This window comes from Pollutimonas bauzanensis (assembly GCF_040393045.1).
In the GTDB taxonomy this organism is placed as follows: Bacteria; Pseudomonadota; Gammaproteobacteria; order Burkholderiales; family Burkholderiaceae_B; genus Pollutimonas; species Pollutimonas bauzanensis_A.
In genome coordinates this window covers 1-13,654 of record NZ_JBEBUX010000010.1, presented here as the reverse complement: position 1 = coordinate 13,654, position 13,654 = coordinate 1, and the positions used below count along the sequence as shown (strand labels likewise).

The window sequence follows — 13,654 nt, the reverse complement described above, 5'->3', positions numbered from 1 at the left end:
CTCGCCAGCCTCTGCGTGTTGTTGTCTTTCACCTCTTATTTTTCAAGGTTGTTATGGATCCGGTTTTTATTGTCAGCCTGGCATGCCTGGGCGTTGCAGTAGGCTTTGCGGCTGGTTTGTTGGGCATAGGGGGCGGAATGATACTGGTGCCATTCCTGACCATACTGCTTGCCTTATATGGCGTACCCGAGCAACTTGTGGTGCACGCGGCTATTGCCACGTCCATGACGACTATTATTTTCACTTCTATTTCCAGCATGCGGGCCCATCACGCCAAAGGCGCTATCCGATGGGACATTGTTTCTGTTATGGCCCCTGGAATGATAATCGGCGGCCTGGTTTCTGGAGGCGCGGTTTTCTCTTATCTGAGCGGCGCCTGGCTATCGTTAATATTCGGAATATTTGTGGCTTACTCCGGCATGAAGATGCTTAGTGGCAAGCCGCCTGTCGCCAATCGCAGCATGCCCGGAAAAGTGGTGACCGGTGGCGTTGGGGTGGGTATCGGCTTCGCCTCCGGCTTGGTAGGCGCCGGGGGAGGTTTCTTATCAGTTCCTTTTATGACACGCAGTAATGTCGCCGTGCATAACGCCGTGGCAACTTCCGCGGCCTTGGGCTTTTTTATTGCCATAGCCAATAGTGCAGGCTATATCTATTCAGGCTTTCACGAAGTCGCTGGCCAGGAAGGCATGTTGGGCTATGTCTATTGGCCCGCACTGGTGGTGCTTTCGGCCATGAGTGTGCTTACAGCCCCTTATGGTGCACGTTGCGCCCATCGTTTGCCGGTGCGTACCTTGAAGCGTGTGTTTGCCTGCCTGCTTTTCGCGCTGGCCGGATATATGTTGTTTGAGGCTTATAAAGCGTTTTGATTGTGGCAGTATTGCTGGGGGCCAGTCCCCGGCGGGCATAAAAAAAGCACCGTCTGTTGATGGTGCTTTTCTTTGCGTGGCGCCAATGGGCCCGAGGTCTTACCCTTTGGGAGGCAGCGTGGCGCTGAACGATGGACGGCTTTGCAGCTTTTCGTCCAGGCGTTGAAGGTTGGCATAGTGCGAGCGCCAGTTCAAGTGGTCGCAGCGCAAGTCAAGATAACCCAGTGCACAGCCTACTGCGACATCGGCCAGGCTGAAATTCACGCCCATGCAAAACGGCTGCTCGTCCAGGCTTTTGTTCATGGAGTCGAGCGCGGCCGAGATCTTGGCGTATTGGCGTTCTATCCAGGGTTCACTACGCAGTTCGGCGGGCCGGCGATTGATTTCGATATTGATGGCAACAGCAGCATCGAGTACGCCATCGGCAATGGCTTCCCAGCATTTGGTAGCTGCACGGTCGCGGCTTTGCTGCGGAATTAGTCTGCCTACAGGGGACAGGGTATCCAGGTATTCGACAATGACGCGGGAGTCGAACAGGCTGCCGCTGTCATCCATAATGAGACAGGGCACTTTACCCAAGGGGTTATGGGCTTGTATTTGGGTGTCTTCGGCCCACACATTTTCGAGAACGAATTCGTAATCGAGTTTTTTCTCAGCCATAACGACGCGCACTTTGCGCACGTAAGGGCTAGTTAGCGAACCAATTAGTTTCATGGCAAAGGTTATGAGTTACAGGCAAAAAAAGTATAGCAGGATACCGTCGCTTATTACCCAGTAACCCTGGACAAATGGCAGCTCTTGGCCTGGCAACCAGGAATGTGTCGTTTATATGTGGAATCGGGCTTGAGTGGGCTTGACGAATTCGATATCAGCGGCTCCGCCGCGGTGGGGAAGATCGGCGGGGCGTTTCTTGTTGCGGCGGCGCGGATGTTAGAATCCAGGCTAATTTTCCTTTACGTGAACTGCCATGTTAATTGCTCCACAACTTAGCCATTTGAACGCCTTGTCCCCCCTGGACGGCCGCTACGCCGCGAAAGGGCAAGTCCTGCGAGAAACTTTGTCTGAAGCCGCATTCATGGCGCATCGGGTCGAAGTGGAAGTGGCTTGGCTACTGGGTCTATCCGAAGCCGGCCTACCGGAACTGCAGGCATTTTCCGCCGATGCCAAAGCTGCCTTGAAACAGTTGGTGGATGAATTTTCGGAATCCGATGCTGCACGCATCAAGGAAATCGAGAAAGTCACCAATCACGATGTCAAAGCCGTCGAATACTGGCTGAAAGAGCGTGTGGCCGATAATGCCGAACTCTCTGCCGCGGCCGAGTTCATTCACTTTGCCTGCACGTCGGAAGATATTAACAACACGTCGCACGCCTTGATGTTGACGCGAGCCCGGTCGCAGTTCATTTTGCCTAAATTGAACGAACTGTGCCAGCACCTGAAAACCATGGCTCGCCAGTTTGCCGATCAGCCCATGCTGTCGCGCACCCATGGTCAGCCTGCCAGCCCCACCACGCTAGGCAAGGAATTTGCCAACGTTGCCGCCCGTCTGGATCGCGCTATCGCTGCTATCGAAGCCGTCGAGCCTCTGGCCAAGTTGAATGGCGCTACTGGCAACTACAACGCCCACATGTCCGCCTATCCCGAGATCGACTGGCCCGCATTCAGCGAACGGGTGTTGGCAAGCCTGGGCCTGACGCAAAATCCATACTCCATACAGATAGAGCCGCACGACTGGATGGCGGCCCTGTTCGATGCCGTCGGCCGTGCAAATACCATTATTCTGGATCTTGACCGCGATATCTGGGGTTATGTCGCCCTGGGCTATTTTAAGCAGCGGCTGAAAGAAGGCGAGGTCGGTTCGTCTACGATGCCACATAAAGTCAACCCCATCGACTTTGAAAATTCCGAAGGCAACATCGGGCTGGCCAACGCTGTGTTGCGCCACTTGTCCGAAAAACTGCCTGTATCGCGCTGGCAGCGCGACCTGACCGATTCCACGGTGCTGCGCAATCTTGGCGTGGCCTTCGGCTATTGCGCCGTGGCTTACGATGCTTGTCTGCGCGGCCTGCACAAGCTGGAGCTCAACGCAGCCGCCATCGACCACGATATCGATAATTGCTGGGAAGTCTTGGCCGAGCCCGTCCAAACTGTCATGCGCCGCTACGGCTTGCCGCAACCCTACGAACAGCTAAAAGCGCTGACCCGCGGCAAAGGCATTAATCAGGTTGGCCTTACTGAATTCATTACCGGGTTGGATTTGCCCGCCGAAGCCAAGGCCCGTCTGCTTGCCATGACGCCGCGTAGCTACATCGGGCTGGCAGCGGATTTGGCCAGAAAAATTTAGGTTCTCCTTCTGCGTTTTTGCTTATATCGTCTTGAATCAGGAGCTGTTTTAATGAAAAAGAAACTTGGTTTGTTTGCTGTTGCTGGTTTGATTGCCCTGGCGTCAACGCCTTCCATGGCCCAATTTGCTAAGGCTGAAGACGCCATCAAATATCGGGAAGCAGCCATGACGCTGATGGGTTCGCACTTCGGCCGTATGGGGCCTGTAGCGAAGAAAGAAGCGCCCTATGATAAAGAGCAAATCAAAGCTAATGTTGCCGTGTTGAATACATTGGCTGCATTGCCTTGGGTTGCTTACGGTGCAGGCACTGAAGGCGGCGAGGCCAAGGCCGATATCTGGCGTGATCCTGAAGGCTTCAAGCAAGCGCAAGACAAGTTCAAGACGGGCCTTGGAAAGCTTACCGTTGCGGCCGACGCCGGCGACTTCGACGCCTTCAGGGTTGCATTTGGCGAAGTCGGCAAAAGCTGCAAATCCTGTCATGATTCTTATCGTAAGAAAAAATAAGCCCCAATTGACGCATGGGCGCCACTGGCCCTGCGTTTTTTGTAACGTACCGGCAATTTTTTCCGAAAATTTCGGGGTTTTCTTGGCGCAGCGGGTTTTTTCGAGGTAGAATCTTTTTCTTTGCAGGATATGGGTTGTTAGCTCAGTTGGTAGAGCAGCGGACTCTTAATCCGTCGGTCGACAGTTCGAGCCTGTCACAACCCACCATAATCACCCTGTAAATCAGCATAATTAAGGCCGCCTCAAGCGGCCTTAATCTTTTCTGGCTCCTGCTGCGAGCAAAAAAGTTGGACAGTAATCGTGGTTTTGCTTATAGCAAAGCAGGGGCGGGCGCTGCCGGCTCCCGGTGCGATGCTTCCTGCGCTGGCGTAGCTGGCGCCGCGATTGTTTTTTCAGCGCTTTGATGAAGGAGCGCGACCGTACCAGAAACATGAAGGGCACTGCTGTATAGGTCGTTTGCAGCCTGCGTCATCCGTTGAGTGAGCGCCATGTTTTTATGAGTCATCTGGTCTAGCTGCGCGATTTCTCCGCTAATCGAAGAAATCTCTTCGCTTTGTGTCTGCCCAGCCTGGGTAATGCTCAGGGTAAGGTCGGCTACTTGTTTGACGGCGCGTACGATGGAGTCCATGTCATTGCCCGCTTTTTCTACTAATTGCCCGCCCGTTTTGACTTCGTTTACGGTTGTTTCGACGAGCTGCCTGATGTCGTTGGCGGCAGCCGCACTGCGCTGGGCAAGCGCCCGGACTTCTGTCGCCACTACCGCGAACCCTTTCCCATGCATTCCGGCATTAGCGGCTTCGACTGACGCGTTAAGGGCCAGAATGTTCATCTGGAAAGTAAAGCCGTCAATCAAACTCACTATATCGACAATTTTACTGGAGCAGGCGTCTATGGTAGCCATGGACGCTACGACATTTTTAACGGAGTCGCCGCCGCAAGCCGCCAGTGACGATGCGGTGGTAATAAGCTGATCAGCCCGAACTAACGCGTTGGCCGTATCGTGCGCTGTTGAGCTAAAGGTACCCACCGACGCGGACGCCAATCTTAATCCCTGGGCTTGCCCCGTTATTTGGGTTGCCAGTTCGGCGCTTGCCTGGGCGATATCGCGGGAAGTGCTGGTTAGGGCATCGGTGTCTATCTGGACCTGATTTGAGATTTTTTGGGCGGTTGCGAGCATGCTTTGCAGCTTCTTTTTGCTGGTTTCTGATTTTGTATGTTCGTTATATAAAACACGCGCCAGATACGAGAGTACGCCAGCCTCGGCAACGACATACGCTGCGTGGATCAGCACGATGTTGATGCCAGGCTCAGTAAAGCAGATTGTGTTGTAGCCCAGTTGTTGTAGATAGTTAAAACTTAGATGGTGTATCGCTGCTACGGCAGCAGCGATGACAATCACTCGCCAATCTTGATAGCAGAGCAGAAACGCAAGCAGAACGAATATCCCGAAGTGGAATTCGGCCATTCCCATGGCCTGGTGTATATGTAATGCGCTGAATAGCATGAGAGCTATCGCAACGGCGACGCGGGTGATAAAAGAACCAGGCTTCAGGAAAATAAAAAGGCTCGGGACAATCGCCAGTGGCAGGCCAATCATCAGTGAGAGTGATACGGTGGAGTGCTGCGTTGACAGTACAAATGAGAGCAGTAACAGCAGCCATAATATCGGCAGAAACACACGATCTGCTTTCATTGACAACTTTACTTTCGGGTCGTCAATTGTCATGGCGGGTCTCACTATAGGTTGGGTATGTAACATTGGATGTGCAACATCTAATCAGCAGTCTATTAATCAGTCACCAAGGGATTTCCCTAGATTGCACCGAACTCCCCATCATACTGAATCCGCACGTCCCACGCGCTTGCTACATGACGGTATGCTCATAAAGAATGGCTGATCCGATACCTATCAGGGCCACTCCGCCGAGTATTTCGGCCCACTTTCCGGCCACGGTTCCAATCACTCTGCCGACCATAACGCCGAGCGTCACCATTACCAGTGTGGCCAGTCCGATAGCTGCTGCGGTTATCAAAATGTTGTTATCGATGAATGCGAGGCTTACACCGACGGCCATCGCATCAATGCTGGTGGCAAAGCCGGTCGCCGCTAATAACCAGAACGAGTGGCGAGCTACAGGAGCTGTTTCGGCTTGTTCATTTTTCAGCCCGTTTCGTATCATCAGAATGCCCAGAATCAAGAGCAAACAGAACGCAATCCAGTGATCCCAGTCAGCCACGAATCCAGCAGCGATAGAGCCGAGCGCCCAGCCTATCAACGGTGTAATGGCTTCGATCACGCCGAAGATCAGCCCGGTTCGTAGCGCTTCCGATATGTGGGGCTTGCGAAGCGCAATGCCTTTGCTTACGGCAGCGGCGAACGCGTCGGTAGACATGGCCAACGCAAGAATCATCGTTGATGCAAAGTTCATACCAGCCTTTGCCTGAGCTTGTCGTAGCCTAAATTGAAGAAGAACGCATAGGGCAAGTAAAACAGTACAAGGCCGATATCCAGTACCAGGGCGTGCCACAGCGTTGTATCCAGCCACCACGCAACGAACGGAATGGCGGCAAAGATCAGGCCAAGCTCAAAGCCACAAGCATGCGCCACCCGTATCCACAATGTGCGATCAAAGCCATAGCGGGCTTGCAGCTTATCGAAAAGCCAGTTGTAGGTCATATTCCACAGCACGGCCATCGTGGCGATAACCGCAGTGAGTACGCCCATGCTTAGTATTGATTGCCCTGTGATCCATGCGGCCAATGGAGCGGAAATGCCTATGGCTAGGATTTCAAACAAGAGGGCGTGGAATGTTCTTTCTGTGAGACTGCGTTCGTACACTTGCATTGCATCTTTCCAATGGTGGTGTCGTCACCACGGTCGAGAGAGTAAAGCGAGGTCGTCCACGCCCAAGAATCAGTTGTTATATTAGGGGAAACCCTTGTTCAGGGCAATAAAAGAGAAAAAATGGTGGCGTAAAGCCAACCATTTCTATGCTATCGACGTTTGCTTCGGGTTTAGCAGGAAAACAAATCAGGCGACTGCCGCGAAGCGTTGTTCCAGATAAGCAATGATGTCGTTTGATTCGTATAGCCAACGGGACTGGTCGCCGTCCTGAATATGCAGGCAAGGCACTTTGACTTTGCCGCCGCCCGCCAGCAGGCGGTCGCGTTCAGCGGGGTCGTTCTTGGCATCATGCAGCGTTATCGGAACATTCAGTCGATGGATCGCACGTCGAGTTTTGACACAAAATGGGCAGGCATGGAACTGATAAAGCGATAAGTTGGCGGCTTCTTTAGCAACAGTTGCCTGGCCTTGCGCCGAACGGCGTTGTGGGCGGGGACGGCTGACGGCGTCACCAATTACGATTAATTGACCGAGGCCAATACGCAGGGCTTTTATCAACATGGGGCACAATCTCGAAAGGCAAAATGAATGTTGCGCAGTTTACTTCATTCAGCCTTGGCCAATGTGGGGATAAGTTCCAGTGGTTTCTGATATAAGGCAAGGAGCGCCGCCAGAAGCAACACGGCAGCCGACGCCGCTAAGCCGATTGATAGCGAACCGGTCTGATCGCTAATCCAGCCACAAGCGACTGGGCCAATCGTTTGGCCGATAGCAAACAGACTGGTTGCCACAGCCATGGCGTTGCCCCAGGCGGGAACAGGCAGGTTGGATTTAATAAAGCCGGTGACTGCCGACGGCACCATGAATACGCTGCCTCCGACGAGCAAAGCTGAAAGCCAGATGCCACCCTGGTTTGGCATGGTCAAGGGTAATGCGGCGCCCAGGGCCAGCACCAATAGCGCGGCTCCCATCGGTTTGCCGTTGCGGCGGCCATTGAACAGGCGCTGCCACAATACGGGCGCAACAAGTGTCATGGCGCCAAGGATGACCCACATGACAGAGGTCGTGCTGGCAACGCGCGTCGGGTCGACAGTGTGATGTTTTACCCAGGCGATCATGAAAGTCATGTAGGCGATATAACCCAGACCGAAAAAGAAATAGGCGATGAGTTCTGGTGCGCAATGTCGCCACGGCCAGCTTGCCGTCCGGCCAGGAGTGCTTGGCTCGGTGATCGTTCTGGCGGCCATGGCGGCAGCCATGGACAAAGGTATGCAAATGGCGCCGATCGCCAGCCAGGCCAAAGGCCACGCGGGCGCACCGGCATGGCTGAACATCCAGGGAAGCACCGCGCCGGTAAGCAGCATGCCGATACCGCCGCCGCTAAAGAAAATCACAATGGCCCGTGTGCCCAGCACACCCGAGAGCACACCGCCGCAAATGAAGGTGCCTGCGGCCCCAAAGCCTGCCAGGAAACGAAACAGCGTCAGAAATTGAAAGTCATGCGTCATGCCGTTAGCCAGCAATGACAGGGTGGTCAGAATGACACCGCCCGTGAAAAGTGTCCGATTACCTAGCTTTGATACAAAGTAAATGGTCAACAAGGCGCCTAGTAAATAACCCAGCGAGTTTGCCGTATTCAGCCAACCTGCCTCTGCATAATTCAAATGCAGATCGGTTTGCATCGCGGGCAGGATCAGAGCATAGCCAAACCGTGCGAAGCCTACCGAAACGGCAGCACCGCCAGACAAAGCCCAGGGGACGAGGCCGGGCCTCATGATTGCGCTGCCGCGATCAGTGTCGCAGCCGCGAGTCGTGCGGCGCGAGCTGGCTTGCTGGCACAGGCAACCTGGGCTGCAGCGGTAGCACCATCCCACAACAGCTGGCATTGCAGGCCGAACAGGGCAGGGTCACGCCATTGTGCGTTGCGTGCTATTTGTTCGAATTGCAGCGTCATCCACTGTTTATGCGCTGCCGCCAATGCTGCGCCCGGGTGCTCAGGGTTGGCCAGTTCGACTGCGGCGTTAATGAAAGCGCAGCCGCGGAATTCGTTGTCGTCAATGATGTCGGACAGGTAGTCAAAGGCCGCCAGGATTTTCGTACGTGCTGTACGCGCCGAGCCCATGGCCGTCAGCAGGCCGGCTTGCCGTTGCGCCATTCGCTGTTCCAGTACAGCGCCCACGATATCGTCTTTCGATTTGAAATGATGATAGAGCGTCATGCGTGCAATATCGCTGCATGCAATGATTTCGTTGATGCCGACGTTGTTGATGCCCTTTTGATAAAAGAGCGCGGATGCGCAAGACAGGATGCGTTCGCGTGCAGACGGCGTCGAGGTGGCAGGGCGGTTCATGATTATTCACGCTGCTTGTAGATAGACAAGTCAGTATATTTTCTGAATGAACAAGCGTCAAGACGCCGTGATGTAACGACTAGGGCTTTAATCTGAATCCGCAGTCAGTGCCCCATTTGTCCCTGCGTCTTAGCCAAACCGTACTGCACTTGGTGCACAGGTATTCTCGCTCAACAATATCATCGTGTTCTATGTTTGGTTGAGACGGTTGAAGCTGCATGTTGAAGTGAGGATTTGCTCCGCCAGTGCCTAGCGGCAGTCGCAGGCACGAAGCGCAGATTATATTTGTTCGTTTTTCATTTTGTTCAACAGCCGCAACGGTTTTGCTCGGGCTCATCAGTTCTTGCTTATTACTTTGAATACCCGGAAATTGTAGGCCGAGCCGGGTTTTTTGACTGTCAAGCTTTGACAATGATGGCAGGAGCTTATGCTTGCGTGGTGATCAAGGTTTCCTTGTGTCCTATTCTGTTACGCCCACACATACGAAAGATTCCATGACGGCCTAGAATTAGCGCGTTTGTTACTTCTAAATTGAAATATGAAAATCTTCGTAATGATTCTGGGTGTGGCTTTGCTAGCTGGTTGTTCTGTCCGTACACCTGGCGCGTCGGTCTCTATCGGAACCGGTTGGGGCTACGATGACGGCTACTACCGCGACGATTACTACCATGGCGACTACTACGAGAGGGATCGTCGTGGCCATGGCGGTGGAAACTTCTGTCCCCCCGGGCAGGCGAAAAAGGGGCGCTGTTAACGCCGCTCATTTCGCAGCACACCGTAGGTCGTCATGCTCAGTTACCGTTTGCAAGGCCCGGATAGGCGCAGTCTCGATAGAATCGTCGCCGTTACAAGTAATAAAGGTTCGTGATGAAACTGCTGTTGACTGCTGTGATGCTCTCCGTTCTGGCCGGATGTGTGGTGTATGACGATGGGTATTACCCTCGTCGTGGTGGCGATGGTTGGTATTCGCAAGACGACGATGATGACGACCGCGGCCGCCGCCACCATCGGGGCCACGGGGACGATGACGACGATGATGATGACGATTAGTTCAGGCTGGTGTGGATAAGTTGGGCGGCTCGTAGCTCGCTCGTCTGCGGCTGGATCGATTTATGTAAACGTCATCCGTTGCATTCAGAAAGGCAGGATTATGAAAGTTCAAAGGCTGATTATCGTTGGCGCAATGATGGTGTTGCCGTTTTCCGCTAGCGCAGATTCCTGGAAGGATGAAAGCGGTCACGGCTATCGAGATAGACGAGAATTTAAGGAGGAGTACTGGGAAGGGAATTGCAAAATAAAGCGCGAATACAAGAAAGACGGCGAGTATAAAGAAGAGCGCAAATGCAAGGAACCGAAGTACAGGCACTATGATCGCGAGCCGGTGTATCGCTCGGGCGGACCCGCAATTATTATCGACCCCGCTATCAGGATTGGCGTCGATTTGGATTGAGGTTCGTGACGCTACGCGTTTCAGATGGGAATCTATACATATATATGCGACATTATTGCGGTGCCGCTATATTTCCTGTTGCATTCCCATCTCAACCACCCGATTAGGCGGAATTTTAAAGAATCGTGTACTGGTGCTTGAGTTGCGGGCCATAAAAGCAAATAATGTTCGGCGCCAGCGCGACACCAGCGACAGTTTGCGCACCACTAGAACTGTTTGCCTCGATAGAAAATAGGAAAGCTGCAATGGTTCAAGGTTAAGCTCGGGATGCTCTTTGGCCATTTGTTCCAGCAGCTGTGGCACATGCGGGTCTTGCTTGAACCCCCAAGTTGCTATGGCTTGCCAGCTAGACGGGCCCAAACGTTCCAACTGGTATCGCTCCTGGGTTGGGACATAAGGAATGCCGGCGCTTTGTACAGTCAAAAATAAAGCTTGCTCGTGTAAAACCTTGTTGTGCTTTAAGTTATGTAATAAGGCCGGTGGTACCGTGTTGACGATCATGCTCATGAATATGGCAGTACCCGGTACGCGCGTCGGCGGATAAGCCTCAAGGGAAGTCATGAATTCTTTAAGGGGTTGTTGGCCATCTGCCAAAGCTTCATGCAACTTTTCCCGGCCTTGCTTCCATGCAATCATCAGCGCCAGTATGCTTAACCCAATTCCTAAAGGCAGCCAGCCACCTTCAAATAGTTTTAGGGCATTTGAAGAGAACAACAGCACATCGATTACCAGGAAGGTACTCAGGAGTGCTAGCCATAGCGCTCGCGTTGCTCCCTTGGAGTTTTTAGGCAGTACCAAAAAAGCCAACACCGATGTCATCAGCATCGTGCCGGTGACAGCAAAGCCATAAGCATGGGCCAAGCGATCCGATGAGCCGAATCCCACGACCAGCACTAGTACAGCCACGAACAGCAGGCCATTTACGCGTGGCAAGTAAATTTGTCCTTCTTCACTGGCTGAGGTGTGCTGAATCACCATGCGAGGCCAATAGCCGAGTTGAACGGCTTGTCGCGTAATCGAAAATGCGCCGGAAATAACCGCTTGCGATGCGATGATAGTGGCAAGTGTTGCCAAAACCACCAAGGGAACAAGCCCCCATGATGGGGCCATTAGAAAGAACGGGTTTTTAATTGCGGATGGGTCGGCTAAAAGCAATGCACCTTGTCCGAAATAAGAAAGAATTAACCCAGGCATGACAAGACCAAACCACGCTCGCCGTATTGCCGGGCGTCCGAAATGACCCATATCGACGTACAGCGCTTCTGCGCCGGTAACCGCTAAAACAATCGCACCTAATAGTAAAAACACTTCCCATGGTGCATCACCTATGAAAGAGATGGCCCAAATTGGGTTGAGTGCGCGAAGGATTTCAGGGGTTTCCGCAATGCGCCAAATGCCCAGGACGCCTAAGGTTAGGAACCACAGCAACATGATGGGACCAAATAGCTTACCCATGGCGCCGGTACCTCGGGACTGTATCGCAAACAACCCGGCCAGCACGACGAGCGATAAGGGCACAATCCACTCATCAAAACGATGGGACACGACGCTAATGCCTTCAATGGCGGATAGCACGGAAATAGCCGGTGTGATTACGCTATCGCCATAGAATAAAGAAGCTCCGATAAGACCAGCGATGGTATAGATCCATTTTTTGCGTCCGGACAGTCCGCTGATGGCCAGTTCCATCAGAGCTAAAATGCCGCCCTCACCACGATTGTCAGCCTGCAAAATACAGATGACGTATTTAAGCGAGACAACGACCATGAGCAACCAGAACAAGAGCGAGAGCACACCGAGAATATGTCCGGGATTCAAAACAGCAAATCCCGAAAGCGAAACTTTCATCGCATACAACGGACTAGTGCCGATGTCGCCGTAGACAACTCCTAAGGCGCCCAAGAGAATAGCCGCGCTCGGTGACTGTGCAAATTTTACTGGACCGTTCAAGTCTTTATTCTGTCTATTCATTTAACAGTCGCATTAGCCAGTTATTTATTTGGGCAATAATAAAATTTAATAATTACGATTTTGGATGAGTTGCGGTGTCTGGCAGAACGAAACCGCTCAGACACCAACTATTCTACTTCGGACTGCACCGTCCCAGAACTGGCGAGGGTTCACTTTCCTCAAAATCCATAGTGTCCATGTCAGTGTCTGACGCCAGCGGTTTACCGAAGATTTTCAGCCAGACGAAGCCAATAACTCCCGCGATTAACGAGGCTAAAAGGATTGCCATTTTTGATGCATTAATGACTTCCGCCTCTTCTACGAAGGCAAGGTTAGTTATAAAGATTGACATGGTGAAGCCGATGCCACCGAGTAACCCCGCTCCAAATACGTGGCGCCAGCGTAAGTCCAGCGGTAGCTTGCAAATTCCGGCAGCAACGGCAAGCAGACACAATAGCGTTATTCCGACCGGTTTTCCTATGATCAGGCCGGCCATAATGCCAAGGCTGTTCGTCGAGGCAAGCTCCTGCGTCCAGCCAGTATTAATGATGATCCCGGTATTTGCAAGGGCGAATATAGGCAGGATCATGAAGGCTACAGGCTTGTGCAGAAAATGCTCTAGCCGATGCGATGGTGATTTTTTATCGTCCTGCTTGGCAGAGAAAGGAATTGCGAATGCCAGGAGCACGCCGGCGATCGTTGCGTGAACTCCGGACTTCAGCATCAATACCCACATCACGGCGCCGCCTAACAGGTAGAGCGAGAGGGACATGACGCGCAGGTAGCGGTTCATGCCGGCCAGAAGCGCAAACACGGCCGCAGCGGCCAGCAGGTAAATGAAGGACATCTCTGCGGTGTAGAAAACCGCGATGACAATAATGGCGCCCAGATCGTCCATTACTGCCAGGGCGGTAAGAAACACTTTAAGTGAAGCTGGTACACGGCTTCCGAGAAGTGCAAGAACGCCCAATGCGAATGCAATATCGGTCGCCATTGGTATGCCAACTCCTGCTTGGGTCGGCGTTCCTCCGTTCAGGCTGAAATGGATGAGTGCCGGTACGCAGATCCCACCTACTGCAGCAACAATAGGAAGCAGCGCGTTCTTAAAGTTCGATAGCTCGCCGTTATACAACTCGCGCTTAAGCTCCAGTCCAATCAGCAGGAAAAAGATGGCCATCAAGGCATCATTTACCCAGTGCTCGATGCTCAGTCCGCCCACATACACACGCCATATCTGAAGATAGCTTTCCCCCAGCGGAGAATTTGCCAGGAGCAGCGAGATAGCGGTGCAAGCTATCAATAAAATTCCGCCTGCTTTTTCCGAATCGAAGAACTGTTTGAATGT

Annotated in this window: 15 protein-coding genes and 1 tRNA gene; 7 read left to right on the top strand and 9 right to left on the bottom strand. The window is 52.8% G+C overall.

What is annotated here, in order from left to right; genetic code table 11:
- Positions 1–53 precede the first annotated feature (53 nt).
- Complete coding sequence (locus ABWO67_RS02895) at positions 54–866, top strand: sulfite exporter TauE/SafE family protein (protein WP_353147238.1); 813 nt, start codon at positions 54–56, stop codon at positions 864–866.
- A 99-nt stretch (positions 867–965) separates the two neighbouring features.
- On the opposite strand, the gene ABWO67_RS02890 is transcribed toward ABWO67_RS02895, so the two are convergent.
- The gene (locus tag ABWO67_RS02890) at positions 966–1,580 is read right to left on the bottom strand and encodes a glutathione S-transferase N-terminal domain-containing protein (protein WP_353147235.1); all 615 of its coding nucleotides are present in this window, start codon (positions 1,578–1,580) and stop codon (positions 966–968) included.
- A 253-nt stretch (positions 1,581–1,833) separates the two neighbouring features.
- On the opposite strand from ABWO67_RS02890, the gene purB reads away from it, so the two are divergent.
- From purB to ABWO67_RS02875, 3 genes are all read left to right on the top strand, one after another.
- On the top strand, positions 1,834–3,210 hold the full coding sequence (gene purB / locus ABWO67_RS02885; protein ID WP_353147232.1) for an adenylosuccinate lyase: 1,377 nt from the start codon (positions 1,834–1,836) through the stop codon (positions 3,208–3,210).
- A 51-nt stretch (positions 3,211–3,261) separates the two neighbouring features.
- On the top strand, positions 3,262–3,714 hold the full coding sequence (locus tag ABWO67_RS02880; protein ID WP_353147229.1) for a c-type cytochrome: 453 nt from the start codon (positions 3,262–3,264) through the stop codon (positions 3,712–3,714).
- Between the two features lie 131 nt (positions 3,715–3,845).
- Positions 3,846–3,921, top strand: a tRNA-Lys gene (locus ABWO67_RS02875).
- A gap of 103 nt (positions 3,922–4,024) precedes the next feature.
- Here the strand turns inward: ABWO67_RS02875 and ABWO67_RS02870 are convergent.
- The 6 genes from ABWO67_RS02870 to ABWO67_RS02845 all read right to left on the bottom strand — a co-directional run bounded on the left by ABWO67_RS02870 (position 4,025) and on the right by ABWO67_RS02845 (position 8,909).
- Positions 4,025–5,407, bottom strand: a complete 1,383-nt coding sequence (locus ABWO67_RS02870; RefSeq protein ID WP_353147226.1) for a methyl-accepting chemotaxis protein — start codon at positions 5,405–5,407, stop codon at positions 4,025–4,027.
- Positions 5,408–5,579: 172 nt separating this feature from the next.
- Positions 5,580–6,143 carry a manganese efflux pump MntP gene (mntP, locus tag ABWO67_RS02865; RefSeq protein WP_353147223.1) on the bottom strand — a complete coding sequence of 188 codons (564 nt, stop codon included), beginning with the start codon at positions 6,141–6,143 and terminating at the stop codon, positions 5,580–5,582.
- Complete coding sequence (locus ABWO67_RS02860) at positions 6,140–6,559, bottom strand: multidrug/biocide efflux PACE transporter (protein ID WP_353147220.1); 420 nt, start codon at positions 6,557–6,559, stop codon at positions 6,140–6,142. The genes mntP and ABWO67_RS02860 overlap by 4 nt, the downstream gene beginning before the upstream one ends.
- Before the next feature lie 186 nt (positions 6,560–6,745).
- Entirely contained in the window at positions 6,746–7,120 is a 375-nt protein-coding gene (locus tag ABWO67_RS02855; RefSeq protein ID WP_353147217.1) for a glutaredoxin family protein, read from the bottom strand.
- Between the two features lie 44 nt (positions 7,121–7,164).
- On the bottom strand, positions 7,165–8,334 hold the full coding sequence (locus tag ABWO67_RS02850; RefSeq protein WP_353147214.1) for a YbfB/YjiJ family MFS transporter: 1,170 nt from the start codon (positions 8,332–8,334) through the stop codon (positions 7,165–7,167).
- Entirely contained in the window at positions 8,331–8,909 is a 579-nt protein-coding gene (locus tag ABWO67_RS02845) for a TetR/AcrR family transcriptional regulator (RefSeq protein WP_353147211.1), read from the bottom strand. The genes ABWO67_RS02850 and ABWO67_RS02845 overlap by 4 nt, the downstream gene beginning before the upstream one ends.
- A 538-nt stretch (positions 8,910–9,447) precedes the next feature.
- On the opposite strand from ABWO67_RS02845, the gene ABWO67_RS02840 reads away from it, so the two are divergent.
- From ABWO67_RS02840 to ABWO67_RS02830, 3 genes are all read left to right on the top strand, one after another.
- A complete protein-coding gene (locus tag ABWO67_RS02840; protein ID WP_353147208.1) occupies positions 9,448–9,663 on the top strand; it encodes a hypothetical protein in 216 nt (71 codons plus the stop codon).
- A 137-nt stretch (positions 9,664–9,800) separates the two neighbouring features.
- Entirely contained in the window at positions 9,801–9,959 is a 159-nt protein-coding gene (locus ABWO67_RS02835; RefSeq protein WP_353147205.1) for a hypothetical protein, read from the top strand.
- A gap of 100 nt (positions 9,960–10,059) precedes the next feature.
- Entirely contained in the window at positions 10,060–10,359 is a 300-nt protein-coding gene (locus tag ABWO67_RS02830) for a hypothetical protein (RefSeq protein ID WP_353147203.1), read from the top strand.
- Between the two features lie 66 nt (positions 10,360–10,425).
- Here ABWO67_RS02830 and ABWO67_RS02825 read toward each other — a convergent pair whose 3' ends face one another.
- Positions 10,426–12,330 (bottom strand): potassium transporter Kup, encoded by a 1,905-nt coding sequence (locus tag ABWO67_RS02825; RefSeq protein WP_353147200.1) that lies wholly within the window; start codon positions 12,328–12,330, stop codon positions 10,426–10,428.
- Between the two features lie 112 nt (positions 12,331–12,442).
- The coding region (gene nhaA, locus ABWO67_RS02820; protein ID WP_353147197.1) for a Na+/H+ antiporter NhaA at positions 12,443–13,654 on the bottom strand (1,212 nt) is incomplete at its 5' end.

Excerpts from the sequence above, each read along its gene's own strand:
- ABWO67_RS02895 (WP_353147238.1), top strand. The coding sequence starts at position 54 with ATGGATCCGGTTTTTATTGTCAGCCTGGCATGCCTGGGCGTTGCAGTA.
- ABWO67_RS02890 (WP_353147235.1), bottom strand. The coding sequence starts at position 1,580 with ATGAAACTAATTGGTTCGCTAACTAGCCCTTACGTGCGCAAAGTGCGC.
- purB (WP_353147232.1), top strand. The coding sequence starts at position 1,834 with ATGTTAATTGCTCCACAACTTAGCCATTTGAACGCCTTGTCCCCCCTG.
- ABWO67_RS02880 (WP_353147229.1), top strand. The coding sequence starts at position 3,262 with ATGAAAAAGAAACTTGGTTTGTTTGCTGTTGCTGGTTTGATTGCCCTG.
- ABWO67_RS02870 (WP_353147226.1), bottom strand. The coding sequence starts at position 5,407 with ATGAAAGCAGATCGTGTGTTTCTGCCGATATTATGGCTGCTGTTACTG.
- mntP (WP_353147223.1), bottom strand. The coding sequence starts at position 6,143 with ATGAACTTTGCATCAACGATGATTCTTGCGTTGGCCATGTCTACCGAC.
- ABWO67_RS02860 (WP_353147220.1), bottom strand. The coding sequence starts at position 6,559 with ATGCAAGTGTACGAACGCAGTCTCACAGAAAGAACATTCCACGCCCTC.
- ABWO67_RS02855 (WP_353147217.1), bottom strand. The coding sequence starts at position 7,120 with ATGTTGATAAAAGCCCTGCGTATTGGCCTCGGTCAATTAATCGTAATT.
- ABWO67_RS02850 (WP_353147214.1), bottom strand. The coding sequence starts at position 8,334 with ATGAGGCCCGGCCTCGTCCCCTGGGCTTTGTCTGGCGGTGCTGCCGTT.
- ABWO67_RS02845 (WP_353147211.1), bottom strand. The coding sequence starts at position 8,909 with ATGAACCGCCCTGCCACCTCGACGCCGTCTGCACGCGAACGCATCCTG.
- ABWO67_RS02840 (WP_353147208.1), top strand. The coding sequence starts at position 9,448 with ATGAAAATCTTCGTAATGATTCTGGGTGTGGCTTTGCTAGCTGGTTGT.
- ABWO67_RS02835 (WP_353147205.1), top strand. The coding sequence starts at position 9,801 with ATGCTCTCCGTTCTGGCCGGATGTGTGGTGTATGACGATGGGTATTAC.
- ABWO67_RS02830 (WP_353147203.1), top strand. The coding sequence starts at position 10,060 with ATGAAAGTTCAAAGGCTGATTATCGTTGGCGCAATGATGGTGTTGCCG.
- ABWO67_RS02825 (WP_353147200.1), bottom strand. The coding sequence starts at position 12,330 with ATGAATAGACAGAATAAAGACTTGAACGGTCCAGTAAAATTTGCACAG.